The sequence below is a fragment of the Ralstonia sp. SA306 genome, from assembly GCF_054792405.1.
In genome coordinates this window covers 25,434-52,324 of sequence record NZ_CP096453.1, presented here as the reverse complement: position 1 = coordinate 52,324, position 26,891 = coordinate 25,434, and the positions used below count along the sequence as shown (strand labels likewise).

Here is a 26,891-nt window from a genome sequence, read left to right as displayed (position 1 = left end):
CGCCTCACTGCCACAGCCACGAGGTCAAGCCCACGTGCGAATCAATGGCCACCGGCTGACGCGACCTGGCGCGCAGCGTCACGATGCCGTTGCTGGCCGTGACGGTCTGCCCGTCAAAGGTGCCACCTTCGATCTGACCTTGGCCGTTGATCGTCAACGCCCCGCCAATGGTCAGCCAGTTGCCGCCCACATCGGCGGCGTACAGGCGCGCCCAGTTGTCGCCAAAGAACGCCTTGAAGCCGCGGTCACGGGCGAGTGCGGTGTAGCCTGTGATGCCGACTGCGCGCACCTTGGGCGCCGTGACCGTCATGTCACCAACCGAAAGCACCTGGCCGCCGATGTTCTCGGCGAGCGTTCCCGCATGGATCGTCAGATTTCCGCCAGCGGAGATCGCGCCGCCCGTGGTCGCAATGGTGCTCGATGCGCTGCTGCGGCAGAAGATCATGCAGCTGCGGCTGAAGTGCGCTGAGCCGCTGGCCAGCGCTTCGTTATGGAAGACGTTCGCGGCCGTGATGCTGATGTCGGCGCTGCCGTTGGCCAGCATCTGCCCGCCAATGTTGCTGACGTTGCGCCCGGTGATCGTAGTACCGGTTTGCGAGACGAGGTACGGAACCTGCCCGACTGCCGGGATGCTGCCGTAGTCCACGTCAAAGCCCGTGCTGTGGTTGCGCAAGAAGAGCCAGCGGGTGCCGCTGCTGGTCCAGGTCGCCGGCTGTTCGCTGTTCGCGCCAATGGTCTTGTCGAGCAGATTCTGCACATCGCCCTGGGCAGCCAGAGTCAGCTTGGCGTTCGACAAAATTCGGCTCTGGTGGTTGACGATGTCGCCACCGGCGCGCAGCACCACGTCGTCGTTCTTGCCGAAGAGGATGCCCTGCGTACCTGCCGACGCATCGTTGCGAATCGTGCCGACGGCGAGCAGCGTGACGGCACCCTCGGAAGCTGCTGCACCGGTATTGCGCGTCTGGCCCTGGATCAGGCCCGCCGTGTTCGTCAGATCGGTATCACTCTGGATCAGTACGCCTCCAGCCGTGGCCGCGACGGCGGCCGGCAATGCAGACGACGCGATGGCGACGCTGCTGCCGTGAATCGTGGCGTTGCCTGCGGCGATGACGCTGGAATCGGTCTGGCTGTAGCCAGCCGTGGCGTTGAGCGTAACGTCGCCTCCCGAGGACTGCGCGGTGCTCGCGTTGCCGTTTCCGGACATCAGTGCGATTGAACCCGCCTGAACGGATGTGCCACCCACGCCATCGATCTTGCTGCCGGTGAGCTGCACTGCGCCGGGCGCGGTGATCGCTAACGTGCCCTGTTGCGAAGTCCACTGGCTCGTGCCAGACGCATCGGAACCTAGCGTCAGGGAAATGACCTGCGCGATCACGTTCTGCGTGGCGTTCAACTGGGTCGCCGTCATCGAGACGCCGGCACCTGCATCGAACAGACCAACGCCACCGGTTGCGCTCAGCGTGCTGTGGTCGATGGTGACGGGCTCGGTGTGAACTTGGCCTGTGCTGCCGATGACGATACTGCCAGCCTGGACGGCCGTGCCCGCCGACAGGGTGCTGCTGTCAAGGTGCACCTTATTGGAAGCGATCTGAAGGTTGCGGGCGGCGGTCAGGGCGCCGTTGCCCGTCAGACCGGCGAAGCCAATCAGCACGTCGTTGGCCGCCTGCACTGTGCCGCTGGCGAGTTGCAGATCCCCGGAGCCGCTGACCACGAAATCCCCTGCTGTGGCGAAGGCGGCTCCAGCGTGGCGCACACCAGCGCCTTGGTCGGTGGCGATCAGTTCGATGCGGCCACCGGTCAGCGATCCGCCCGACGCAATATCGATGGCGTAGCCCAGCGGCGTACCGCTGCCCGTGCTGCTGTAGCTGACCCAGGGGTCCAGGTTGTCGGTGGGCGAGACGCTGGTGTCGACTTCTGCCCGGCTATCCCCGGCGACGATACGGACCTTGCTATTGGGGTTGGTGAAACTGTTCTGCACGGCACCAGCCACGCGCACCTGTTTGGCGATCAGTTCAAGGTTGAGCATCGCTCCAGCGAGACCACCCGGGCCGATGTTGATCGCGCCCGAGCTGGTGTTGAGCACCACGTTGCGTTGCAACTGGCCGGTGCCGTTGGTGAAGTCGTTGAAGGACACCTGGCCCGTCGTGAGCGCAACGTTGCCGGTGTTGGTGAACGAGCCGCCGTCTACCGTGATGCCGTTCGGGTTGGCAATGATCACGTTAGCGCGCGGGCCTAGCACGGCGATATTGCCCTGGATGAGTGATGGGTTAGTGCTCGTGACTTGGTTGACGATGGTGCGGGCGGCGACCGTGGTGTTGTTCAGGTCGGCGCCTGCCGTGCCCACGTTGAACGACGTGTAGGTGTTGTGTGAGACACCGCCAACGCTGGGGGCGATGTTGACGGTTTGGCGACCGTTGGTGCCGGTGCTTACCGACGTGGCTGTGCCGCCATCGGTAACGACGCCGGCCGCCACGGCGACCGGTGGCACGAAAACGGCGCATAGGCCAATGAGCGCGGCCAGCTTGGCTGGGCGGTGTTGTGACTGCACGGAAACTTCCCCCTGAAACTGCTCTTTCTGTTGATGTGGTGGCATTTGGCCCCTACATCGCGTCACACGACGCTGACTTGGCTACCGGGTCGCTGTATGAGTGCCCTATAGCCTTGCTGAAGTAACGATCTACGCACCCAATGGCTCCCACGGATTGCGCAGTAGAAGTTTTTTGCGATGAACAGCAGCAAAGCACCGCCAATCGCCGATGGGTGACCGGTTTGGTCTCCATAGAGGGCAATCAGGGCAGCCATCGCGTCTGTGGCTACCAGTCGGCCGCCGTGCGCAATCAAGCCTTCCGAGTACGCCCAAGCGGTTCCAAACAACAACGCAGGCCAATAGAAACCAGCCTTCACTTTGCGCTCTCGCTTTGTCGGGTGAATAAAGACCGTTGAAGTCGGCATCAATCGAAATAGCTTGTCCTCGGCTCTTGATAACATCGGCTTCATCGCCCTATTTCAGACTGTGGACGAATACCATCGCCGTCGATCCGGCAGCACCACTTTACGTGCGCGGCCCAGCTGAGTTCCGCATTCCTTACAACAACGCCGTTGGCCACAAGAATGTCAACGTTTCCGTGCTCGTCCAGATCATCCATATACACAGTGATGGACATGCCGGGCCGCAAGTGAACGATCACGCCAGACACGTCAACCTTGGTGTCATCGATCGACAGCAAAACAGTATTGGAATCGACCGTTTCGTTGAAGTCGACGCAAAAAGCCGATTGGAGGGAGCGGTGGGTCACCGCTCCCTCTCTATTTGAGGGCAAGGCCAGGGTCTACGTCACCATGTCGAGCCTTTTTCACACATCGAAGCCAATCCCTCCATGCTGCAGGATCGGCTGTCGTTCCATCTGACAAGAGACTTAAGTCTCCCAATAACGCCCCCAGTTCGTCGGATTGGGTCCGTTCGTAGAGTTCGACCAAGAACTCGAACATTGCAAGATATGCCTCTTTGTAAGAAAGGAGATCTGTAGGCGCATTCATTTAGTCGCTCGCGAAAGTCCACTTGCAGGATTGAAAGGACGTGGGGTTTCATTCAAACCGCCGTTCTGAGTAACTCCGTTTCGAACGCTACCCCAAAGCTGCGACCCATCAGGCAAGATCTTGGCAAACCATTGGTTGCCAAATCTATCAGTCCCTAGGCTGTTGGCCGAGTCATTAACCAAAGAAACCAGTGTGCGCTGATTTTCAGGCGTATTCGTCAGGTGGCCTACATCATCGCGGAAAATGCGGTCTAAAACATCGTTATTATTTAGAAAAATACGGCACTGCCACGTACATTTCAGCGCATGCCCGTCCGGAAGCGCGTAAGCAACAATACTCCTGCCGGAAAAAAGCGTCCGCTATCTGGTCTCTACGCACTCCTTCGGTTTGCAAGCGCAGAACATAACGGTCACCTTCACTCGCGTTAATAATGAAGGGTTTCATCGCAGAAACTCAGACAACGACTACATCCCCATTGTCAAGATATATCGAATAAGACTCAAACTCGGCCATATCATCTGCCTCAATTGAGATATACGCCTCCTCGCCAAAATTGATTCGAAGTGACGCAGCACCCACTCGACTTACACCAACAACGTCCTTTAATAAAAATCCGATCAATGGGGCACAACTATCCGGGCTAGAGAAATCCCTGGTGCCACACGTCCCTTTTAGGGAATACGACAGCCCTGCCTCTACGCAGAACGCCACCTTATAGGTGGAACCTGGAGCCGACTGGGGACGTGTGAAATCAAGCTTCGTGATCGACGGTCCAAAACTAACCAGCTCCAGATAGCACCCAGAAAGAAGCCCCTCGTCAAAATTACTTGGCAACTCGTACATAAGAGACTCCAACAGGGCCACAACAAACCTCTCGTGGCCTCAAATTAACGACGCGGTGGTGGGACAGAATCCGGGGGCAAGGGTACATGAGTATCCCCTCGTCCTCTGCCGGGCTTGCCCGTCGACGGGTCCATAGGCTGCTTATTTCCATTCACCCAACGCCAATACCCATTTTCGTAACCCGGCATAGGAGATGTGCCCGGCGGCATTACTCTAATGTGCTCACCGTCCGCTGGCTCTGTGCCGGGAGGGTAATACACCTCGCCACCATTCCTGCCAGGCCTGCTCTCCCAATCTGGAGGAATTACCGGAGCCTGAGGCGGATTCGTAATCTGCTCCGTGTCTTTGGGAAGCTTAGGGGGGCCTTTGCTGCTACCACTGTTTGCCCCATTGCCATCTCCGGTCGAGGCATCTACCTCGCTGCCCGAGCTGAAGAGCGGACGACCACTAGCCAGCTTGTCAAGGAGCGACCCGAACAGTCCCCCAGCCGCACCACCGAGTGCAGCGCCACCCGCAACTTCTAGCGGTGTCGCGATGATGTTCAATCCGCCAGTCGCGGCATCGACCACTACAGAGCCTGCTGCCGTGATAGCACCGCCAACTGCGGCACCGTGCGCGGCCAACTTCTTACCGCATCCGTTTGGATCTTCGCTGCCACACGTATTGTTCAGCACCTCGTTCTGGGCTGCGGTTGCCGCGGAAAGCGCATCCTGCCCCAACGCTGCAGCCACGCCGCCACCGGCGATCATCGACAACGCAGTGATGGTCGCCAATTGAGCGGCGGAAGGATTGCCCTGGCCATCGGTTACGGCAGTCGCGATTTGATTCGCCACAAGCGCGCTCGTTGCCCCGCCAATCGCCCCACCTGCACATTCATTGCCGGACAGACTTGCGGCGGCGCAGCCGAGCAACGCGTGAGCCGTCACGTTGGCGAGAATACTTCCTGGCGTCGCGCCTGCCGCGCCGATGCCGGGCAGTTCTGCCCCAATCGCATTCGCACCCAACGCCGCCGCATCGGCCACCAGACCGTTCGTAAACGCCCGCCCGAAGCTGCCGCCATACGCGACAGTATTCACGCCTGCGCTGATAGCCGAACGTACCAGACTAGCTTCCGCGAATCGGCCCAGATTAGTTCCGGCCGTCGCCCAGTCTCCAACGCTGATATTGCTGCCGATCGTCGAAACGCCTGCTCCGCTCAGGTCCAACGCAGACAGCGCACCGTCCGTTAGCCCTGCGGTCACGTCTGCAACCACGCCCGCAATAACGGCCTGCTTGAAATCGATCGTACCGGTGGTGAGCACCTGGCTGGCCATGCTGGAAAGCATGCCGGACAGCAAAACCCCCATCACGCCGACACCGGCGCCCATCGTCACGATCGAGATCGCTACTGCAGCGACAGCTCCGACCCAGCTTGGGAATGGCCCCTGTTCCTTGATGAAATCCTGGTGGATGTCGTCCGATGCCGTTCCAGCCGTGTACTTCAAGCCGAGGTTGGACGACAACTGCGAAATCAGCGCATCAGTCGCGGCCTGGTCCTTCGTGCCATCCGCATTGCGCACGATGAACGCATCGTTGATCGCATTGATGGCATTGGCCTGCACGTTCAGGTTCACCGCGCTCATGAACCCGCCCGGCTGCACCTGCGTGCCGGTCACCTGCAGCCATCCGCCATCCACCTTGTAGGCCGACGTACCGATGTCCACCACATTCGGCGCGTTGTCGATCGTGCCGGCCTTGACGTTGAGCGTGTCACTGGCGGTGACTTGGCCGCTATTGCGCAGCGTGCCATCGACGTTCAGGTTGACGTTCTGCCCCGCGATCACGCCACCCGCCGGCTGGGTGACGGCATCTGCGTAGCCTGCCGGCAAGTAAAGCTGCGGCACCAGTGCGCTCACCATCGGGCAAGCGGTGCTGGCGACCGTATTGCAGTTCGGGTCTGGCACCTGCTGCGTGACGTACCACAACATCGGCTTATCCAACTCGGCGATCTGCTGTTGCGTCAGCGCCTGGCCGAGCTGGATGTTGTGTGCTTTCGCGTAATCAGCTGCGTCCTTGTACAGGATCAGCTTTTCCTGATCCGTGACGGACAGCTGATTCTGGTTGTCGTACGTCAGGCCGTTGATAAAGCTGCTCTGGCCGGTCTGCTGCTGAGCGGCCTGCAACAGCTTCTGGTCTTCGGTAAACGGATCGAAGTAGAACGGTGTGCTGCCCGGCTGCAGATTGGCTGGCAATTGCGCCAAGAGGGAATTCGGCGTCACGCCCGCCAACACCGAGGTCGCCGGGTTCGGGTTCAGATAGGTCGCGCCGTTGACGCTGGGAGTCGGCGAACTGGTCGTATTGCCAGCCGCCGGCGCGTTGAAGTGCCAGGTCACCTGCGAGCTGCCTGGTACCGCAGGCGTCGTTACGATTGCAGGCTGGAAGATCCAGACCGGCGCTTGCACGGGGGCCACATTCGCTTGCGGCGCACCACCGGACGCACCGGACGTGGTCGGAGCCGGGCCGCCCGATTGAGCGGACGGGCCACTACCCGCAGTGCTTGCTGCCGGCAGCGCTCCAGTCGGACCCGCAGGCGGCGCCAACGAGATCACCTGCCTGCCTGCCACGGTCGGCGGTGTCGGTTGATTCGGATTCGTAATGCCGTTGGTTAGCGCGGCTCCGCTCACGTCGACGGTGCTGCCCAGCAAGTTGCCGGTATTCAGCACTTGTCCACCGGAGGTCACCGACAGTGCATTGCCGGCTTGAATCCCGGAAGCCAAGTTGCCGAGCACCGCAACGCCACTGGTGTTGTGGCGGATATCCGAACTGAACAGCCCCGTCTCTTCGACCCACAACCCATGCCAGTTGGCGTTGAGCGCGATGCTGGTGTTGTCAATGCCACCGGCCATGCTGACCGTGACATTGCGGCCCCCGGTAATCAGCGCCCCGTTGTTGGTCAGCGTAGTACCCGACAGCTTGACGTCGCGTGCGGCCGAGATGACGCCCGCGGGGCCCGCCTGAGTCATCTCATCAGATGCACACTGGCTTTCCTTGTAGGTGCCCCCGGCGTTACAGCCGCCCGCGTAGCTCGGGTTCATGTTCCCGTAGCTCTTGTGCAGCGTCACGGGTGCCATGGTCGTGTTGACCACCGTCGGTGCACTGATGGTGACATCACCCGCCGTCGACTGGATCGCGCCGGACGTGTTCGTCAGCCCATTGGTGGCCGTCAACGTTACATTGCCGACAGCGGCCAACGTGCCATTGTTGTTCTGGATGTTCGCGGCGTTGACGGTCAGCGTGTCACCAGCTGCTACGGTATTGGGGGTCTGTTGCCAGGCGAGGGTATCCACATGAGCGCCACCTTCCTTACAGGTAGCGGCTCCCGGCAGGCAGCCCGGCGTAGTGGTGACCTGGCTGATATAGGCGCCTTGGTTGGTGAACGTGCCGGGCGTCGTGATCGTGACCTTGGCGGCGGCGGCAATGTCCCCCGCGTTCACCAGGTCACCGTTTCCGGTGAGCGAGAGATTGCCGCCACTCAGAATCTGTCCCGCCTTGCCGAGCGTCTGCGTCACCGAGGATTGGCTCGGCGCCGATGTCGTGTTGCCGGAGGCATCCTGGTTCAAGGTCACCTGGGACGCCGTCGGTGCCGGCGTGGTGCAGCTATCGCAGCTCGACGGATAACCCTGCGGCTGGCCGTACTGCAGTTGGCGCGGCTGGAACGGATCGACAACGCCATTGGAGCCGCTCTGCCCCATGTGCTGTAGCTGCGCGATGAACGCCGCGTACTCGCCCGCATTCACGACATCCGTCACGCTGCTGGTCAGCGTTGCAGAACGACTGTTGTCCAGCGTGCCTACGTTGAGCGTGACATTGCCCGCCGCCTGAATCAAGCCGCCCTTGTTTGAAAGGCTGGCGGCAGTGATGTCCATCGCCTTGCCGGCGACGATCTGACCGGCGGTGCCGTCGGCTTGGCGGATGATGGTGCGGTCTACAGTCGGCAGCGCTACAGACTGCGTGCCCGATTGAGCCCCCGCCGGCAGCAGATGCCACATGTCGACATAGCCGAGCGAGGCGCCATTGTCGCCGCCCCCCGAATAGACACCGATGTAACCCGTCGCCAACTGCACGGATGCGCCGTCCGGCGTGCGTGCCAGATCGCCAATTGTCAGGTTTGTGGTTGGACCGGGCGCATACGGGCTGGAGCAGGTGTCGCAACTACCGGTGCTCACCCACGGTGCGTAGCTGCCAATGATCGTCGAGTTCAGCAGTGAGTCGTTGAGCACCTTGCCGAAACTGCTGCCGGCATCCACCGGGCCACTACGATCATTGATGACGTTCTGCGCGGCGATATGAATATTGCCGTTGGCGCCGATCGTGCTGGCGACGTTGTTCAGCGTGCCGCTCAGGTCAAACTTGAGGTCGCCATTGGCTTGGGTCTTGCCGCCCCGGTTGTCGTAGTTGGAGCCGGTGACGGCGATATTGCCCAGCGCCTCAGTCGTCCCACTGTTCAGGATATTGCCGGCGAGCGCCAGATTGCCATCAGCGTGAATCGTCCCGGAATTGGCGAGATTGCCGGCCGACAGCGACACATTGGCGCCGCCCACGATCTGACCGCTATTGGCCAACGTGCCGGCAGTGGACAACGACAGGTCGCCCGCCTTCTGAATCGTGCCGCTATTGGTGATGCCCTGCGCGGCATTGATCGCCACGTTGGAACCCTGCACGTTCCACGTCTGCGTGTTGTTGATCGACTGGACCGACACCGTCAGGAGGTTGTTGGCATTGAGCGTGCCGGTGGCGGCCGCCGACGGATCGAACCCCTGATTCGGGGTGTTGACCGTCAGGTTGTTGCCCGCCAGCACTTGGCCGCCAGCGTTGTTGAAGCTGCCCGCGCCGCCGTTGACCGTGAAGGTCATGTTTCCCGTGGTTGGGGATTGGCCGCTCAGGTCTCCCGCGAAGAACGTACCGCCCTGGTTACTCTTGAGCGTGTTGGTAGTGACGTTGAGTGTCTGCGTGCCAACCACGAGGCCATTCGCGTTATCGACGCTATTGGCCGCGGTCAGGTTGACGGTCTGGCCGCCGACGGTTCCGCGGTTCACCACATCGGTCGCGTTGACGGTCAATTGGTTCGCCGCGAGCGTGCCAGTGTTGTTGAGCGTACCGGTGGTGACGGTGGCCTGCTGGGTGGCAAGCGTCGAGCCTTGGTTGTTGACGGCCGCACCACCCAGCGTCAGGTTGGCTGCATTGCTGCTACCGGTGAGCGTCAAACCGTTGGTGGCAACCGCATCCAGCGTGCCTTGCACGACATTGGCCTGGTTCGCTTGCGAGCCGACCGTGATATTTGCACCACGCAGTGTCGCATTGCCGCCGACATAGTTCAGTTGGCCAACAGTGAGCGCCTTAGTGGCACCGGCTTGCAGGTCGGAACCTGTTTGCAGCTGACCGGTCAGGGTTGTGTTTTGCCCGCTGCTGATGTTGGTCTTGCCCTGGCTCGCCAGGTTGCCCGAAACGGTGGTGCTGCCGGCCTGCGACGCAAGCGTCGCGTTCTTCCCAGCGTAGACGGCGCCACCGATGTTCAAGTCCTGGGCCGCGCCGGCGTTGACGTTACCGTTGTAGGCGAGGACAGAACCGGTGCTGGTCAGTTGCCCGGTCTGCGCGTTCAGGCTGACATTTCCCCCGACACTGGCGGCTGTGCCGTTGACGGTCAGGTTGCGTCCGGCCGTGGCCTGCAGGTCAGTGCCGGCCGCCGCTCCGCCATTCAAGGTCGCATCACGCGTGGCGGAGACTGAGACGGTCCCCGGTGCGCTAACAGCGCCGCCTAGGTGCACGTCGCCCAAAGTGCCAGTGCCATTGGCGGTCAGGTTGACCTGGTTGCCCTTGACTTGGCCACCAAGGTCAATGCTGCCTGCGGTGACGGTGGCCGTCTGGGCCGCGCTCAAGGTACCCGTGCCCGTAGTCGTCTGGCTGGCAGAGAGTGACGCATTGCCACCAGCGGCGACGTCGCCGGCCAGCGTGATGGATTGGCCTGCCGTCACGCTGGTGTTGCCCGTACTGGACACCGCGCCGCTCACGGAAACCGCGTTGCCCGCCTGCAAGTTGGCATCGACGCCGCTGCCGACTTGGCCGCCCACCGTCAGGTTTTGTCCCGCACTGAGCGCGAGCGTGCCATTACTGCCGATCTGGCCCGACGTGGTCAGGTTGCTGCCTGCGGTGACGGTGGCGGTGCCCGCTGCGCTGACAAGACCGCCCAGGTTCGTGTCGGTGCCGGAGGTGACGTTCAGGTTGCCGGGGGTCAGGACGGCACCGCTGGTGGTCACGGCGCCGGTGCGCCCTGTCAGACTGACGTTGCCCGTAGTGCTGCCGACCGTACCGCCAACGGTGAGATTGCGTTGCGTCGCGAGGTTCAGGTCGCTGTCAGAGACCGCGCTGCCGTTGATGGTGGTATCACGCGCGGCCGAGAGTGTAATCGCGCCCGGTGCGCTGACGTTGCCACCCAGCGTGATGTCGCCGATACCGTCATGACCCGCCGCCTGCATCGCGATCTGGCTCGCCTTGACGTCGCCGTTGACGCCGATGCTGCCGCCCGCCTGAATGCCAATCGCTTGGCTCGCGGTGAGATTGCCGGCACCGCTGACGGTGTTGCCAGTGGTGACGTTCAGGTTACCGCCGGCCTGGGTGGCGCCGCCGAGCGTCGCGTTCCGCCCAGCGGTGAGCGCGATGTCCTTCGCCGCATCGAGCGTACCGGCCGTTGTGATGTTGCCGGCCGCAGCGTGGATGGTCGCGTTGCCATTCACGGCCGTGGTGCCACCGAGGCTCACGTCTTGTCCGGCGCTGGCGTTCAGGTTGCCCTGGCTTGTGACCCAGCCTGTCGTGGACAGCGTGCCGTTGGCGGCCGCCAGTGTGAGGTCGCCAACGCTGCCAATGGCGCCGGCCACCGCCAGATTTCGACCTGCGTTGATCGTCGTGGCACTGCCACCGGTTAGTTGCCCCGCGACGCTCGCGTCGCGCGCCGCTGTCAGCGCAATGGCGCCCGGCGCGGAGACGGTGCCGCCCAGCGTGACGTCGCCTGTGCCGTCCAGACCTTGGGCCGTGGTGGTGATGGCGGTGGCGTTGAGATTGCCGGTCAGATTGACGCTGTTGGCCGCCGTCGCAGCAAGTGCCTTAGTTGCCGAGAGATTTCCGGAACCTGTGACACTGCCACCCGCGTTCAAGGTCAGATTGTTGCCCGCCTGCGTGGCGCCGCCGACGTTGACATCGCCGCTTGCGGAAACGGATACGTCTTGCTGCGCCTTCGCCGTGCCCGTCGTGGAGACCCCGCCGGTCGAGACAATGCCGACGTTTTGCTGCCCGTAGACATTGCCGACCGTCACGTTGCCGTTCGCATCGATATTGACGTTGGACGTGTTGGCGGCCAAATCGCCCGCCGCCCGCACGCCCAACCCCTGCGCCGTGCTGATGAGCTTGATCTGCCCTGCCGTCATGGCGCCGAACGCCGTGGCGTCGATGGCCAGGCCGTTCTGTGCGGTCGCGCTGTTAGCGGCGTTGTTCTGGCCGGTGCTGCTGACCTGCCAATCGGAGCCGGCGTGGCCGGTGCCCGTGGCCACGGGCGTCACTTGCTGGTTACCGGCGATGAGGTTGATCTGGTTGCCGGCATACAGCGGCGCGTTAACGCCGATCGTCTGGCCGATCAGATTGATCGCCCCCACTGTGCCCTCGATGCCCGCACCATTGGGGCTACCCGCCGCGGGGTCGATCTGGATGCGGCCGCCGTTGACCGTATAGCCGATCGCCGTTGCTTGGTCGAAGCCGACCGGGGCACCACTGCCGTTCAGGAACTGCGGCGTGCCGGTGACAAGACTCACTGCGGGCGTGTTCGTAAAGCCCGCACCCTGCAGATAGACGCCCGCGGGTGCCGCAAAAATGACGCTTGCCGGCGCGCCGAAGACTTCGACCGTACCGTTGATACGGATCGGTGCCGTGCCCGTGACCTGCGTCAGGATGGTTGACGCTGGGCCGGAGGAAGCGAGATTCGGGTTGCCTGCGACGTTGCCACCCAGGAACGTGCCGCCGCCGGTGAGGCTGTTGTTCATTACCAGGCCCACGCCATTGTCGACCGTCAGCGACTGCAGCAGGTTGTACGACAGACCGGCCTGGTTCGGCGTCGTGATGTTGATGGTCGGGACACCCGTCGTCGTCTGGGTAATGGCGGGCGTGAAACGAATGGGGGCGGTGGGGTCGGTAATTGGCGCGGCTTCGGCCTGCTGGATACCCCAACGAACGAGAATGCGGCCCGTGGTTTGCCACGACGCGATCAGGTTGCGAAGTGACTCGCTGGCATCGTTGCCATGTGTCGCAATGATCGCCGCGCTCTGTTGAGCGGCCTGCCACGAAATTTGTACGGGGCCCAGCCAGCTGAGGACGGCAACAGCACCTGCAATGGTGCGGGCGAGAACCGAGCGCCTGGCGCGGTCAGTACGACTGACAAGGGTGTCGTCCCCGCCCGAAATGCCTGGTTCTTGTTGTTGTACTGCGGCACGCGGCTGCGCAAGCGCGGGCCGCGCATTGGCCGATACCGGCTCGCGCATTGCAGAACTCCCCAAACCTGTTGTTTAGCGGGGTCGCTGCATGGCCATCAACGGAAGATGTCAGGCGCCCCTTCTTGGACTTGGGGCGGGATGGTAGAGGAACACAATGTGGTGCGCATCCCCCATCGGATGGGAACCGATCTGAAAGTTTCTTATGTCAGATCTTTGCCGCTCGCATCGTAGAATCACACTAGGCGCGCCCCGCCGCGAGCGGTATCCCAGCCAACGCCATCAGACGACCATACACGCGCTTGCGCAACCTATCGTCCCGGTCGGCCTGCTCGCCGTCGTTCCGGACTTCGTGCTCGATGATCGCACCGCGCTGCCGCATGATGGCGTGCGTGGCCGCCTTCTGGTCCAGGTATTCCTGCGAATCCGCCCCCATGGTTTCGACCAGGACGCGACGCGACTCCCCATTCGCTCCCATTGGCGCATGGACTTCCAGCTCGAAATCCGCGCGGCAGTGCGTGATCGTGCCATCGGCCAATGTCACCTCGCTATCGAACAGTGGCTTCTTGAGCGTGACTGTGACGCCCTTCTTTTTCACCCACTGCATGGCGTCCAGAAGCAGTTTCAGTGTCTGCCGCTCATAACTGCTGTCCAGAGGTATTGGTCGGTTCATCTTGAAGGCATGCTGAGCGAAGGCTTCGCGCACGCGAGCGACGCCGTTGTCGTCCCGATCGATGACTGCAAGCACCCAGTACGGCGGATTCGCAAAGTTCTGGTCCCGGCCCCCGATTCGAATCCCACTTGCCGGCGACACCACAGCTGGCTTCAGACGGGTCAACTTGGTGGCGGCCGACGCAGTCACCTTGTCTGCGACAAAGAGGAGATAGCCCATGCGCTTCTTGCCCTTGGGCCACTGCAATTTGTCGATGTCGGCCATGAAATCGACCGGTTTGGTCCACGCGCGGGTCTTCATCATGTCCCAGAGCGTGAGCGCCTCTGTCACCTCTTCCTCAACGGCAAATCGCTCCAGGCGGTCCCAATGGGTCAAGGATGCTTGACTGGTGTCCAGGTCATCCGTGGAAACCGCGCTGAATCCTGCCTGTTCCAAGAGGGTGTAAAGGATGCGCCCGAGCTTTGGCAAACGGCGTCCGCGATTCGGACCACTACCGCCACCCGCGCGTTTGCTGGGGCGCTTGCCCCCCATTTCGTAGACCTTATCGAGATAGTCCAGCGAGTTCCGGATTGGGTGCAGCGCCGGGTGCTTGCCTGGCTCTCCTTGAGGATCGTCCTCGTCTTCGGAGGGATCGGTGCGAAAGGTCTTGAGCACGCAGGAATGCGCATCACGTCCAGCAATGCGCACGAAGTGCCGAGGTCCATCGGCTCGAATGCGCGCGGTCATGCGCGGCCGCTCCTCGATCGCCTCTCCATCCCGGCAATCGCACTCCAGCCAATAGCGCGGCTCCTTGCCGTTATGCATCTCGGCAAGGATGGCCTCGACAACCTGTGCGTCGTGCGCCTGCGTTTGCATGCCGGCGCCGCAATACCGCCGAACCGATTCCGCCTCTGCCTTCGTGAGTTGACGCAGGATGGTGTTGTTACCGGTATTCCGAATCAAGCGCATCGATTCCCGTCATCTGTTCCTAGTTCAGCACCCGCCCTTCGCGGCCGATGATGCCGATGTCAACGTATTGCGAGCCCTCGTACTGCCTCGGGCCGTAATTGAGCTCGAAGTCGCCTAGGTCAAAGGGGCCACGTGTCTGCAGCGCCCCCCGAATCGCGTCTGCGGTCACCGGGCCAGTGACCTTGCGCAACGCTTCAACAAACAGCCTAGCCGATGCGTAGCCCTCCAGCGCGGTCGACGATCTGGCCAGATCGAGGCGGCCGGCTGCCGTCATGTCGGCCACAAATGCGCGGGCTAACCTGGTGTTGCGCTTGGTGAGCGCCGGCATCACCTCTGCGATACACACACCGCGCGCCAGGTCCGGGCTCGATGCCCGCACCAGCTCGTCGGCAGATGGGGTGGAATCCGTTGTCACCACCGCGTTGCCACCCCGCTCCCGGTAAGCCCGCAGGAAACTGCCGATGTTCACGCTATCGGAGAACATCAGGACGACGTCGATGTCGTCTTTCGGGACAGTTTCGGCGAGATTGACCAGCTTGCCCGTCTCCATCATCTTCGCTTCCAACGGCACCGCCAGCACCGGCTTGATCGAAAGCGCTTGCATGGTCGCCATGCTCTTGTGCAACCCATCTTCACCGAAGGCGTCTGCCTGATACAGCACGGCAATCCGTTTGCCGCCAAGCGACACACTTTGCCTGACCATCCGGTCCGCCTCGGCCTTCAGGCCCGCGCGGATATAAAACACCCAATGGTTCTCGGGCATCTGGCGCACCTGAGTCGACGAAACAATGGCACCGATCACGGGGGTGCGGCCTGCATCCAGGACACCGCTCTTGATGAGCGCAGCAGTACGTGCAGATCCGTAATAGTTGAGGAAAGCCGCGGGGTGCTGTTGCCGAATGACGTCTCCGGCACGTTGCGCCGCCGTTTCCAGGTTGCCGGAAGCATTGAGGGTCACCACCTTGATGGTGTGGCCGTTCACACCGCCAGCGTCATTGACCTTGCGAAGGTACACCTGCGCCGCATCCGCAGTGGCGCGCGTCGAGGGTTCCACCGATCCCTCCAGCGGCAGCACTTGTGCAACCGTCACAACGTCGGCGATAGCGTGACTGGCCAGGAAAGCAACGGCCACAGTCCCCAGCATGGCAAAGCGTTTGATCTTCATTATTGTTATCACCTAAAAAAGCGCCGGCTCACGCCGGCACAATGGGAATTCGCTTCGTCGCGTTTCAATCGGCGGTCGCAAGCTGCTTACCAAAGTGAGGCTGGCAACTTTGCTTCAATCGCCTTGAGCGTTGCCAGCGTTTCCAGTTGCGCGGCTACCAACGTGGCAAGAAGGTCGCGGACATCCTGGCCATGCTCTGGCTGCGACATGGGCAACTCCAGCTCGGCATTCGAAACTGATGTTGCGTTGCTCTTCGTCATCGGTTCACTCCTCCGAAATACGCATTGGTATTGGCCTTCTGCCACCTGTGGTCAAGCGGTGCTTCCTATTTGGTCGCCTCGCTATCCCCAACCCAACGCGATGGCTCGCCAGACGCGACCGCAGGGGCACACGTTTGTCCGTTGAGCTTCGAGCCAATCGAGAACGCCTTGCTGTCGAAGTAGCAATATTTCGGCTCACGCGGCGCTCCCTGCGACGCCAGCAGCGCGTGAATGGCATGCAGTTGCTCCAATTGCTGGACCTGAATCGAACTCATCTTGACAAGGTCGGCACTAGGAACTTGAGCACATACCTGTGTCGTCGCCAGGAGCGCACTCAGCGTGGCAAGCGTCCGAAGTTTCATCATCCATGTCCTCCAAAAAGTTGTGTTGGTGTGTCATTGGCAGTCGACATCTGGGCATGCGCCGCGCCGGCGCCAACATCAGCGGTCGGGCCTATTCAATTGGTTTGGGTGCGTCCAGATCCCCGGATGGTCGATTGGCAGCGGGTTTCCTCCACCTGCTGTCAGGCTGTACTGGCGGTCTAGCGCCGCCGTTTGAGCACGATGGCGGCAACCGCCGCCAGACACATCGCAGAGGCGCTCACCACCCAGACGCGCCAATCCACGATGTGCCGTATCGAGGTGCAAGCCATCTGCGCCGTTTCATTGGGAAAGCGAGCAAGGAGCGGGGCCATACTCATCAGGAACGCATATCCGACGAGCAGCAATCCAAATGCTGTGCGTTCAGCTTTCCAGTCCGACAGCAAATCATCATCTGTCACCCCTGCGTCGACATCCTCACTAAGACGTGCAGGAACACGTTCAACACTCTTTCTCCCCGACAGACAGCGTCGCCCGCGAGTTGCACCTTTTGTCGCTTGCCGCTGCTTATCCGAGTCCACCGCCGGCCGATCTTCTTGCTTCTTCTGCATAAACTCCCCCCAACTGGTGTGTTGGACGCCACCTACCAATGCACGCGCTGCTGCCAGACGTTGTCCTGGTAGAGATCAATGGCACGCGGACTCTGAGCCTTCTGCCAGACAACCCGGTCGTACACGTTGACCGTCGTGCCATCGTCGTTGCCGCCCATCTGATAGCGGCCGACGAATCTGCCGACACATGCCCTCTGTCCTGCAGTAGCGCCTAGCTGCGGCGCCGCCGTCTGGCTGTAACCAAAGACACTGCTTGCCGAGGACTGACCCTGCACCACGTATTGATCGGGTTCGGCCGGCTGCAGCGGCGAGGGACATGGGTCGAACGGATCGTTGACCGGTACCGCCCGATTGCCGGTGGCCTCCGCCTCTTCGCAGCGCGGGAAGGGGCGGCCATGTGCGAGGTTGTTGTACAAGCGGTTGATGGGGTCAACGCATTCGGCAACCCCTTTGGGTCCTCCGTTGGAGGCAGGGTTGGCCAGGCACAGCAGCACCTTGCAACCGTAGTCGCTCGCGCTCGCGTGGCCCGCTGCAACAAGCATGGCGAGCGTGCCGATTCGAACCAAGGAATGGAGAGGCAATTTCATGGAGTCAATGTGAAACAAGTCCTACAACAATCCAGGTGGTCAGCACACTCGCCACGGCCGCGCTGCAAAGCCCCACCACAATGCGGTCCAGGTATCGGCCGACGCCTTTGGCTGAAGGTGAGGTAGCCGGTTTGCCAAGCACGTCGCGCACGACTTCAAGCAGTTGCGACCGTGCCTGCTCAGAGGCCTTCACAGTGACCGCGCCGACGAGCATCTCGCGCGCGGCGCTCGCGTCCTTGACTGCGGCGGCCATCTGCACGATGCGCTCAGCCAGGAGCGTGTCCACGCGGGTGGTCTCCTTCGCAAACTTGAGCGCTGCAAACTCGCCAGCGCGCTCGATGGCCTCCCGTGCCTGCGGCACCACCTGGCCGAGCGCCGCGACTTCCTCACGCAGCTTGTGCACGTCGCCCAGCAGCTCGGCCAACAGCGCCTCTTGTGCAGATGTTTCCGCCATGGCTTAGCGCATCAGCGCCGCGAAGACGCTATCGAGTTGAGCGTTCACACCCACCGCCAGGCGACGCATGGCGACCTTGCGTGCCAGTTCGGTCTTTTGCTCTGACGTCTGCGCTTCGCGGATCATGGCCTTGTAATCCGTGGCGTCGGCCAGCAAGTCACCGATGGTGATCGGGCTGTTGGCCAACTTACCGAACAGTTCGTTCTCGTGGATCGACGCCTCTTCGCGCAGCACAAAGCCGCGATGTTCGTCGTGGAATGCAAACAGCGAGGCAAACTTGGACCGCAGGGCATCGCGCGGATCGACCATGTTCAACACAACACGGATGCGCTCACGCTCGATACCGATCTCATCGGACAGCGCCTTAATCGTCGCGAGCGTGTCACGCTCCTGTTTCGCATCCGGCACCGTCGGCACTACGAACATGTCGAAGTCCTCATGTGAGCCGCTGTAGCTCTTCATGCGGTTCACCAGGTCTTCCACATTGGACGCGCCAATATCGACCACGGCATCGTCCAGTGCCAGGAGCTTCTCCTGCAGGGATCCGAATTCACTACCCCGCATGGTGGGTCCATCGTTGTCATCGGCATTGATTGACTCGATGGAGATCACCGACGCGTCGCCCAGCCTCGGCGCCAGAAGATGGCGCGCCACCATGCTCTTACCCACGTTGCCGGAGTAATTCATTACTGCAATGATCATTTAGGGGCTCCTCTACGGTTCAGAATTCAAAGTTGGTCTGGTTTCAGCGGTCCAGCTCCATGCCCTGCTCGACCGCCGCGCGCTCGTGGGACTTGGCAGGCTGTCCTGGCTGGCCCGGTGCAGCCGCCCTGGTTCGGTCTACGTCAGGGCGCTGCGCAGACCGGCGCTGCGCCATGGTTTTTTCGGAAACTTTCGGGGTCGGCATGTCGACCTTGCGATCCTTGTAGGCGGCAGCGCTGGCAATCACCTGATCGAACTCCTTGCGGCACTTGTCCTGCGTGGCCGCTGGCCAGTTCGCAATCTGGCGTTCCAACACCATGCGGGCTGCGGCAATGCCGATGCTTTCCTTCTGGTTTCCGCCCTTGTCCGGGGCGGCTGCCGGCGTCGGCGCAGCGGCGCTTGTCGGCTCAGGCTTCTCGGCCGAACGCTCGGCCGGTTTGCTGTCGTCGGCGTCAAGACTGTTTTCCTTCTCCTTGCTGCGCTCGCCGGCACTGATGCGCATCTCTTGCCGTGCCGCTTCCAACATCGCACGGTCCTGCGCACGCGGTCTAAAGCCTTTGCTCTTCACGCCGGCGAGTTCCGCGGCGATCCACCCCTGGCGCCGGAACTCTTCACTGCCTCGCAGCGTCACCGTGCCCCAGTTCTTTGCCTTGGCGACCTCCACCATGTTTGCGAGGACGGTGCGGTCATTACTCTCGGTGGAGAGCGAGCGCCCCTTGTCCTCAAAGTGCACCTGCTCGGTCTTGCGGTCAACAAACTTTCCCTCGTGCGCGACATATAGCGCCGCGACCTTTTGCGGAATCTCGTAACCGGTCTTCTTGAAGATGGGCTTGGTGCCGGACTTGCTCACCAGCGCGCCGCCAGCGGCGTCCCTCTCCTTCTTGGCTGCCGGCCCCAGTTGCTCTTTTCCCTTGGTAGCCGCCCGCGCCTGCTCTGCCACTTCCCGCAGCATGGCTTCGGCACGCGCCCGATCGGTCTTGCGTGTGGCCTTGACCGAGACCAGATCAAGATCGATCAGCCGATCGGCCACCGGCTTCTCCGGCTCATTGGCCGGCTTCTTGGCATCCGGCTCGTTGGCCGCTTCCCCCACTGCAACCTTGTCGATCTTCTGGTCGACGGGCGTTGCCGGCGTTTCCCGCAGCTCGCGGTGAAGACCACGTTCGGCCGACTGGTAGCGCAGCTCCAGCGCCACTTCGGTTGCGGGGTCGATGAACTCTGGCAACGGTGCATCCGTGCCGGACTCCCGCCAGACATCCGCCGCGGCGTACCAATCGCGCTCGGCCAAATCGCGCAACCCTTCCACAATGGGGTCGAGGTCAGTGCGCTGCTTGCGCCAGTCCACGGCCGTTAATTGCGCGCGAAGCTCGTCGGCGCGCTCCTTGATGGCTTCCGGGCTGTCGAAATCAATGGTGTTCATGCGGCATTCGCTCCTGCGGTGTTCAGGATCGCCATCACCTCGCCGAAGTACGGCATCGCGCCGCACATGGCCTCGGTGATTTCGTCCTCATTGGTGAAGTCCGACGCCTGCAGGAGGACCAACTCGTCCGGCTGCACGGGTCGGCTGTCATCCACTTGCTGGGCATCGAATCGGGGGGTATCTCGGAGCACGAGGGCCATCACCTCGTCGAACTCGGGCATCACCTGGCGCATGGCCAGCAGAATCGCGTCTGCATTGGTGATATCGGAGGCCTCCAGGATGGCCAGCTCATCGACCTCGACCGGCCGGCTGTCATCGGGCTGCATTGAGGCCTGCGCCGGCGACACATGCCAGTACGCCTGGAAGTCAACTTGCGGCAGCGCGATACTGCCCTCGCCCTTGGTCAGGAAGGCCTCTTTCAACTGTTCCTCGTTGGGCATCTCGTCACCCAAGGCTGCAAGTGACGGGCTGATTTCCTTGAGGCGATCGATGAAGACCCTGTGCTTGTAGAAGAACGCCTTTTCAGCCTGGATTGGCTTGCAGTTCTCCAACGTCACGATGAGCTTCTCCTGCCCCATCTCCTTGAGTTCCTGGGGCAGCATCAGGGCGCGCTTCTGGCCCGATTCGCTCTCCCCCGTACTATTCGACCGTGCACCGCGGTTGCGGCTCTTGGAGCGGGCGATGGCCGTGAAGTACCCGAGCATCTCGGAGTACTCATTGGCATCCTTCTGCTCACGCGGCGGATACAGCAGGTGTGCGCCATGGTTGGTGATGAGCGAGCGGGCGCCCTGCTCCCCATAACACTCCGTCACCTGCGCAACCGACTGGATGACCGTGGCCAGGCGCAGGTTGTAGCCGGCCATGTAGCCGTTGGCCTGCGCTATGATTTCAATCTTGCCGGGCGCCGTGGATTCGTCGTTGAGCAGCAGGCATTGGTATTTCAGTTCCGGATTGCTCTCCGGCAGCTCGCGCAGGTTCAGGTTGATCAGTTGCGAATAGAACAGGTTGACCAACAACTGCGCGGAGGCCTCGGCAAGCTTGCCCGGAGCGATGCCGACATAGATCGTCATGCGGCGCTTGCGCACGTCGGCCAGATCAAAGTCGGACTTGCTGGTGGCCGCTTCCACCACCGGATCGGTAAAGATCTGCAGCGGCGCGTTGAACGTCGACAGCACGTTCCCTAGCGTCGTCTCTGGCTGGTTCAGGAAGCGGTTGAGCGCGTCAACGCAGCGCCACGAGAGCGGCGCGAGGTCGGTGTCCGTGCGCGAACGCGTTTCCAGAATCCCCTTGAGGTATTCCTTGATCGGTTTGCCCTTGCCCGAACTCTGGCGCAGGATCTCGCCCAGCGTGACCGGCATCCCGGGCGTCTCGCGCAAGTACAGCGTCAACCCCAGGAACAAGCTGCGTGCGTTGTCGTTAAAGAAACGTGCACGGGGCTCCACCTTGGCCGGATACAGTGCGTCTCCGATCGACATGATGTCGCCAATCTGCAGGTGTTCCGGGCGCTGCCACACCGCATCGAAGATGTTCCAGCAGTGCGTGTGGCCCGTCTCTGAGAACGGCGCCCACAGGTACACCTCCTGGCCGTTACGCTGCCGGTACAGCGACGTGTACTTGAAGTTCTCTTCCTTGACGTCGAGTTGCACCACCGAATGCGGGTAGTGCAGCAGGTTCGGGATCACGAAGCCGACCCCCTTACCGGTTCGGGTGGCGGCCGCCAGCAGCACGCCTTGCTGGCCGTGATAGATCAAGGGCCCAAGCTGCGGATGCCAGCCAACGATGAGGCCGGGATAAGCTTCCTGGCTCATTGCTCACGCCCCACCAGGCCAGACTTGCGGATCTCGGCGAGCGTCGCAAAGCGGGCGCTGCCGTGCAGTTCCCGCTCCTTGTGCAGCCTGGCCAGCGCGATGCCGATGAACACAAACGGGACCGCCGTGATGGCGGCCGCCAGCAGGCTGCAGACGCCCAAGGCCTGCTTGACCGGCTTCACGTCCGCATAGACCTGCCAATACCGGTACAGCGTGGTCACGCCCACCGCCGAGTCAGGCAATTTCTGCAACTTGGCAAAGAGCGTCGCGCCGGCCAATTGGCCCCCGATCGCGAAGCCACTCACCAGGACCAACCCGGCCACCACGGCGACGATGAATTGCGGCGTTTTCATGCCAGCCCCCGCTGCAGCTTCCACTTGCCCACCGGATCGAAGTACAGCTGCGTCATGCGCTTGGTCTGCTTGTCCATGAAGGCCACCACGTCGATGGTGCGTTTAACCTCGGCCAGCAGGTAGTTCCAATCCAGCGTCTGCCCGACCGGACTTTGCTTGATGAGCGTCGCGATCTTTCCCAGGCCGGAGATGCAATCATTGGCGTGCACGGTGGTCATGCCGCCTTCGTGGCCCGTGTTGAGCAAGGTCAGGTAGTCCCACGCCTCGTTGCCACGCAGCTCGGACAGGTACACCCGGTCGAACTTCATGCGCAGCGTCGATTTCACCACGTCCGTCGCTGGCAACATGTCGCTGAAGAACAGGTGCGTACGGTTCGGGTGATAAGGCAGGGACAGTTCGTGCGTGTCCTCGATCGTGCCGATGCAGGTGTCGTACGGCACCATGTCGGCCAGCGCCTTGGTGAGCGTCGTCTTGCCCGAGCCCGTGCCGCCCACCAGGACGATGTTCTGTCCGCTCAAAACCGCCAGCTCGAAGAAGCGCCGGATGTCGCGCTGTTCCTTGGCCACCATCATCTCCAGCTCGAACGACTCCAGTTCAACATCCGCCGGCACGGATTTGTGCGGCGAGACGTCCCGATAGCCCTCAAACACGCCAAAGCCAATGAGGTCGTCAAGCGAGAACCGGTCTGCACTGGCGATCCGGATGGTCAAGGACACCGTGTTGGCCTCGCACGCCGGCGGAATCACCACCTGGCCGCGTTCGCCATCGGGGAGTACCACCGATTTGATCGGGTCCTGTTCGGTCAGCGGCCCCTTGCCTTTATTGAAGTTCACCAGCGTGTTGGCCAGGCGCCGAGCCATGTCCAAAGAACACTCAGGCGCCACATAGCGCTGCCAACCCGCACGGCTTTCGGTCCAGATCTCGCCCGGGCGATTGATCTTGATTTCGGTCACGCCCGGCGTGGCCAGGAATCGCGCGATGCCCATCTGCTTGAGCAGACTGCGCACCGTGGTGGACTTGTCATGGTCGAGTGCGGTGGTCATTGCGCACCCCCTGCCAGGGACGGCACGGCCGAGACCAGCTCGTACTGCTTGCTGAAGTCGATGTCGCGCGCCACAAAGATGTTGATGAGCGCACCCTGATTGGCGTAGCCCGTCGGCGGGATGTTGATGGTGTTGCGCAGCGTCTCCGCCGCCAGGCTCTGCGTTGCCTGGGTCGTGTTGGACAAGTTGACCGTGGTCGAGCCACTGGAGCTGGTCGACTGGTTGGCCACGGCCTGGCCGAAGTCGCTGATCAGTGCCACCATGGCGGCGCCGCCGAAGCGTTGCCAGAAGTGGTTGTCGACGTAGGCGTCCATGCCGCTGGCGCCCAAGGCATCAGTCACCGGGGAGTCCAGCGGTACGGTCACGGGACCATCGTCGATGCGCGTCATCAACGCGAAGATGCGCGCCTGACCTTGCAGCAATGCCGAGCGCTGCTCCCCCGTCACCTCGGCGCCCTTACGCAGGAGCAGTGTGCTGCCGTCCGCGCTGTACACATCGCGCACCAACGAACACGAAGTCATGCCCGGGAACGTCGTGACGGTCTTGGTGCCCATCACGCACGGGAGCATGGTGCCGCGCTTTAGCAGGTAACGCAGGTCGGGCAGGAAGCCCGCGCGGACCACGCCGGCGCGTGAGGCTGCCGACGGTGTAAGTTGCTCATCCAGGCTGTTCTTGCTGCCGCCGCCACCCAGTGAAGGTGAAGGTTGGACGGACAACGCACCACCTTCTCCAGGTGTCGGCGCCGCCTGGCCCTTGCGTTGTGCCAGCACCGTCACATTGCCCGCCAGGCGGCGTTCTGCCGGTGTTTCGACATGCTGCTGAGTGCCGTTGCCGGGCGTCGCGCCAGCCGACTGGGTATTGCCCCCAGCCGTGCTCCCGGTACCGGACGTGCCGAGGCTGTTGGCTGCCTGGGCGCCAGCGGGGGTGGCCAGCCCGCCCAGGCCCGTAGCAGCGGTCGCGCCCTTGGCCTGCGCTTCCTCGTCTTTGATGCGCCGCTTCTGCGCTTCCAGATCGGCGTTGTCTTGATCGGAACGCGCACGCTCCTTGGGCTTGGTGCGTTCCGCCTCCTTCTCTGCAAGCTTCATGTCGGTCAGCCGCTTGACGAACAAGGCGGCGCCGCCTGCGGCCATGGCCAGCATGAGCACCACCACGATCAGGATGACCAGCTTCTTGCTATTGGTCTGCTTCTTGCCTCGGCGCACCGAGGGGATGCCGCGCTCTTCGGCCGGCGCGGGGTTGATTTCGTTGGGGTCAGTCATGCGCGTAACCGAATTGAGGGGTGGGCAGCCCGCTGCGCAAGCTCATCCGGACAAGGCGGATGTCGCCATCGGCGGGCGTGTTGAAGTGCTGGCGCAGCATCGTGGCGATCGCAGCGCGGTAGTGATTGCGGAAGCCAAAGCGAACGCCCATCACCGCCATGGCGCAGATCTGAACCACCATGAACAGCGCGCCGTATTGCACGAGCGTGCGCGTCCAGTGCGTCAGCGCCGCTGGGTCGGCGTTGGACAGTGCCCGGATCATCGCGATATGCGCCTCCGGCTCCAGGAGCGCCAGCGCAATCGCGCTCCACGCGATTCCCAGCGTCAGGCCGACGAATAGCCTGCTGACGATCACCATCGCAACCCGGCCCAGATTGAGCAGTTGAGCCACCGCACTGCTGCCGTCGTGCAACGCCAGGCATTGGATCGCCGCATACTCAGCATCGGTGACGGTGCCGACCTTGACGTCATTGATCCAGACTTCCCACGCAAAGGGCGCGTTGGCTCTCGCCCTGCGGGACAAGCTCGTGTCCACCAGCTTGAAGAGGAGGTGTCCAAGCAGGACGCTTACGAGGAGAGCAGCCACGGATACCGCCAGGCGCAGCGACGCGCCGAAGACATAGCCAAGGCCCAGGGAGGCGATCACGGCAGGCAGCATCAGGACTGCCCAGCGTTTGAGTACGTTGTGCATCCAGGTCATTCAGTGCTCCTTCGTGAGACGCACCGTGCCGGGCGCCGTCGTGCCGGCGGCGTTGTAGTGGCCCTCAGGGGAATAGCCGTCGTTGCGGATGCCCAGCACCGAATTGCCCAGGCGCGCCAGGAATTCGCGTGCGACCTCGTGCACGACGATCGTGTCGGCTTCCATGTGATAGGCCGGCAGCGCCTCGGAGCCATCGGCCCGCTTGACGTAGATGCGCGGCAGTTCCCGTGCGGTGGCGTAGCGGAAATACGTGAAGGTGCCGTCGTCCCAGGCAGCAGTCGGCGCCAGTTCGGTGTTACCGCGCATCTGGTAATCCGCGTTGCGCGGTTTGGACGTGCTCGCACCGATGCGTGTCATTGCCAGCACCTGCGCGCGCTTGCGAGCATCCTCTGCCGCCGTGCGGGCCCGCGTGTCCGGGTAGTCGAACTTGAGCACCCACGTGGCAGGCGTACCGCGCGTGGCCGTCACCAGGTCGAAGGTGTAGGTCCGGCGATTCGTCACGACCATCAGATTGGTGTCGGGCCGCTGCGCCGCACGTTTGAGCAGGATCCAGTTCTTGTTGGCCGAGACGTTCCAGGCCTTGCCGTCGCCCATGCCGGCGCCGTCGTCCTCGATCGTCTCGCCGGGTTCGAGCTGCAGCATGATGGCTTTGCCGGGCGTGGTGGCCACCTCATAGATCTCATTCGGGTCGTAGACGGCGCACTGGATGTGGCTCTCGAACCCGCACGCGCCGGGGATCACGCGCGCGGCCGCTGGAATCGCCGCCAGCGTGAGGGCGGCAACAGGAATCCATCGCTTCATGGGTGCGCTCCTTCCGGCGAACTGGTGTCCTCGCCGCTGCGCGACCAGTCGCGCGTCACCGTGTAGCTGGTGGCCTTCCAACCGGTGGGGTTGATGTCTTGCAGGTCGCGCTTCTCGGGCACGCCGTCATGGCGGTACGAGATCGTGGCCACCCAGTACGTGGTCTCCGGCTTGATGGCCGAATTGAGCGGCACGTATTTGCGGGAGAACATCACCTGGGCGGTCGTGCCGACGAAGCTGATCGCTCCGACCTTGGGGATCACGCGCGCTTCGTTCTTGAGCACCTTGAGCGGCGAGTGGTCGCCGCGGATGAAGTTGTCGTATAGCTCGCCTTCTTTCTCGGCGCTCATCGCCATCACGGCGTCGTGCATGTCCTGGATGGTTTCCCAGTCGTAGCCCTCTCGCCGCTCGACGTACTTACGCAGATCCGCGCGGTCTTCTTTCTCGGTGAAGGTGACCTTGCCATCGACCGTGGTCGGCAGCACGTCGACCTTGCCAGTCGCGTTGTCCACACGCAGGACCGGGGGCGGATTGGGACGCTTGACCACCACCACGGCCGCCGCACCGGCCACCGCGACAATCGCAATCGCACCCATCCACTTGACCGCCAGCAATGCGGCGTCGGCCACCCGCTCACGCGATTCCACACGCGATTTGGCGAGTTGCTTGCACTGTTCCAGATACCACTTGCCCAGCTCCAGGTCATCGACCCGGGGCATGGGCGCAGTTCCGCCAGGGGTGCTGCCCTGCAGCTTGTTTCTCAAAAGATTGAACATGTCCGTCCTTACTTCGACAGTGTTCGATTGATCGGTTGCCATGCGCCGGACGGCTGGGGTGCCTCTGGGGCGCTGCTGCAGGCGGCCAAAACCGCCGCCAGCGAGATGACGATGAGTGTTCTCA

General features: G+C 62.4%; 19 protein-coding genes. All 19 read right to left on the bottom strand.

The genetic code is table 11. The annotated features are described in order from the left end of the window. Window positions 1-4: 4 nt before the first annotated feature. The 19 genes from M1D44_RS25530 to M1D44_RS25440 all read right to left on the bottom strand — a co-directional run bounded on the left by M1D44_RS25530 (window position 5) and on the right by M1D44_RS25440 (window position 26,710). Window positions 5-2,548, bottom strand: a complete 2,544-nt coding sequence (locus M1D44_RS25530; RefSeq protein WP_461241633.1) for a two-partner secretion domain-containing protein — start codon at window positions 2,546-2,548, stop codon at window positions 5-7. 445 nt (window positions 2,549-2,993) lie between these two features. After that, window positions 2,994-3,296: a hypothetical protein gene (locus M1D44_RS25525; RefSeq protein WP_413705553.1), complete on the bottom strand. Its 303-nt coding sequence runs from the start codon at window positions 3,294-3,296 to the stop codon at window positions 2,994-2,996. A 1,128-nt stretch (window positions 3,297-4,424) separates the two neighbouring features. After that, window positions 4,425-12,941 carry a two-partner secretion domain-containing protein gene (locus tag M1D44_RS25520; protein WP_461241632.1) on the bottom strand — a complete coding sequence of 2,839 codons (8,517 nt, stop codon included), beginning with the start codon at window positions 12,939-12,941 and terminating at the stop codon, window positions 4,425-4,427. Window positions 12,942-13,131: 190 nt separating this feature from the next. After that, entirely contained in the window at window positions 13,132-14,511 is a 1,380-nt protein-coding gene (locus M1D44_RS25515) for a hypothetical protein (RefSeq protein WP_045204906.1), read from the bottom strand. Between the two features lie 19 nt (window positions 14,512-14,530). Further along, the gene (locus tag M1D44_RS25510; protein ID WP_045204907.1) at window positions 14,531-15,676 is read right to left on the bottom strand and encodes an ABC transporter substrate-binding protein; all 1,146 of its coding nucleotides are present in this window, start codon (window positions 15,674-15,676) and stop codon (window positions 14,531-14,533) included. Between the two features lie 86 nt (window positions 15,677-15,762). Beyond that, window positions 15,763-15,936: a hypothetical protein gene (locus M1D44_RS25505; protein ID WP_156158410.1), complete on the bottom strand. Its 174-nt coding sequence runs from the start codon at window positions 15,934-15,936 to the stop codon at window positions 15,763-15,765. 65 nt (window positions 15,937-16,001) lie between these two features. Further along, window positions 16,002-16,301 (bottom strand): hypothetical protein, encoded by a 300-nt coding sequence (locus M1D44_RS25500; protein ID WP_045204908.1) that lies wholly within the window; start codon window positions 16,299-16,301, stop codon window positions 16,002-16,004. A 176-nt stretch (window positions 16,302-16,477) separates the two neighbouring features. After that, the gene (locus M1D44_RS25495; RefSeq protein WP_156158411.1) at window positions 16,478-16,867 is read right to left on the bottom strand and encodes a hypothetical protein; all 390 of its coding nucleotides are present in this window, start codon (window positions 16,865-16,867) and stop codon (window positions 16,478-16,480) included. A 32-nt stretch (window positions 16,868-16,899) separates the two neighbouring features. Continuing rightward, on the bottom strand, window positions 16,900-17,454 hold the full coding sequence (locus M1D44_RS25490; protein ID WP_045204910.1) for a hypothetical protein: 555 nt from the start codon (window positions 17,452-17,454) through the stop codon (window positions 16,900-16,902). A 4-nt stretch (window positions 17,455-17,458) separates the two neighbouring features. After that, on the bottom strand, window positions 17,459-17,908 hold the full coding sequence (locus M1D44_RS25485) for a hypothetical protein (RefSeq protein ID WP_045204911.1): 450 nt from the start codon (window positions 17,906-17,908) through the stop codon (window positions 17,459-17,461). Window positions 17,909-17,911: 3 nt separating this feature from the next. Further along, window positions 17,912-18,610: a StbB family protein gene (gene stbB / locus M1D44_RS25480; protein WP_045204912.1), complete on the bottom strand. Its 699-nt coding sequence runs from the start codon at window positions 18,608-18,610 to the stop codon at window positions 17,912-17,914. Window positions 18,611-18,653: 43 nt separating this feature from the next. After that, on the bottom strand, window positions 18,654-20,093 hold the full coding sequence (locus M1D44_RS25475; RefSeq protein WP_439004844.1) for an LPD7 domain-containing protein: 1,440 nt from the start codon (window positions 20,091-20,093) through the stop codon (window positions 18,654-18,656). Beyond that, window positions 20,024-21,835 (bottom strand): type IV secretory system conjugative DNA transfer family protein, encoded by a 1,812-nt coding sequence (locus tag M1D44_RS25470; protein ID WP_052672823.1) that lies wholly within the window; start codon window positions 21,833-21,835, stop codon window positions 20,024-20,026. The genes M1D44_RS25475 and M1D44_RS25470 overlap by 70 nt, the downstream gene beginning before the upstream one ends. Further along, a complete protein-coding gene (locus M1D44_RS25465; protein ID WP_045204913.1) occupies window positions 21,832-22,188 on the bottom strand; it encodes a hypothetical protein in 357 nt (118 codons plus the stop codon). Before M1D44_RS25465 ends, M1D44_RS25470 begins: the two co-directional genes overlap by 4 nt. Then, window positions 22,185-23,231 carry a P-type DNA transfer ATPase VirB11 gene (virB11, locus tag M1D44_RS25460; RefSeq protein ID WP_045204914.1) on the bottom strand — a complete coding sequence of 349 codons (1,047 nt, stop codon included), beginning with the start codon at window positions 23,229-23,231 and terminating at the stop codon, window positions 22,185-22,187. Before virB11 ends, M1D44_RS25465 begins: the two co-directional genes overlap by 4 nt. Then, window positions 23,228-24,490: a TrbI/VirB10 family protein gene (locus M1D44_RS25455; RefSeq protein ID WP_045204915.1), complete on the bottom strand. Its 1,263-nt coding sequence runs from the start codon at window positions 24,488-24,490 to the stop codon at window positions 23,228-23,230. Before M1D44_RS25455 ends, virB11 begins: the two co-directional genes overlap by 4 nt. Beyond that, the gene (locus tag M1D44_RS25450) at window positions 24,483-25,190 is read right to left on the bottom strand and encodes a hypothetical protein (protein WP_045204916.1); all 708 of its coding nucleotides are present in this window, start codon (window positions 25,188-25,190) and stop codon (window positions 24,483-24,485) included. The genes M1D44_RS25455 and M1D44_RS25450 overlap by 8 nt, the downstream gene beginning before the upstream one ends. Continuing rightward, on the bottom strand, window positions 25,191-25,991 hold the full coding sequence (locus M1D44_RS25445; protein WP_052672824.1) for a TrbG/VirB9 family P-type conjugative transfer protein: 801 nt from the start codon (window positions 25,989-25,991) through the stop codon (window positions 25,191-25,193). It abuts the gene before it with no gap. Next, window positions 25,988-26,710, bottom strand: coding sequence for a VirB8 family type IV secretion system protein (locus M1D44_RS25440; RefSeq protein WP_426401006.1), 723 nt, complete (start codon window positions 26,708-26,710; stop codon window positions 25,988-25,990). The genes M1D44_RS25445 and M1D44_RS25440 overlap by 4 nt, the downstream gene beginning before the upstream one ends. Window positions 26,711-26,891: the final 181 nt, after the last annotated feature.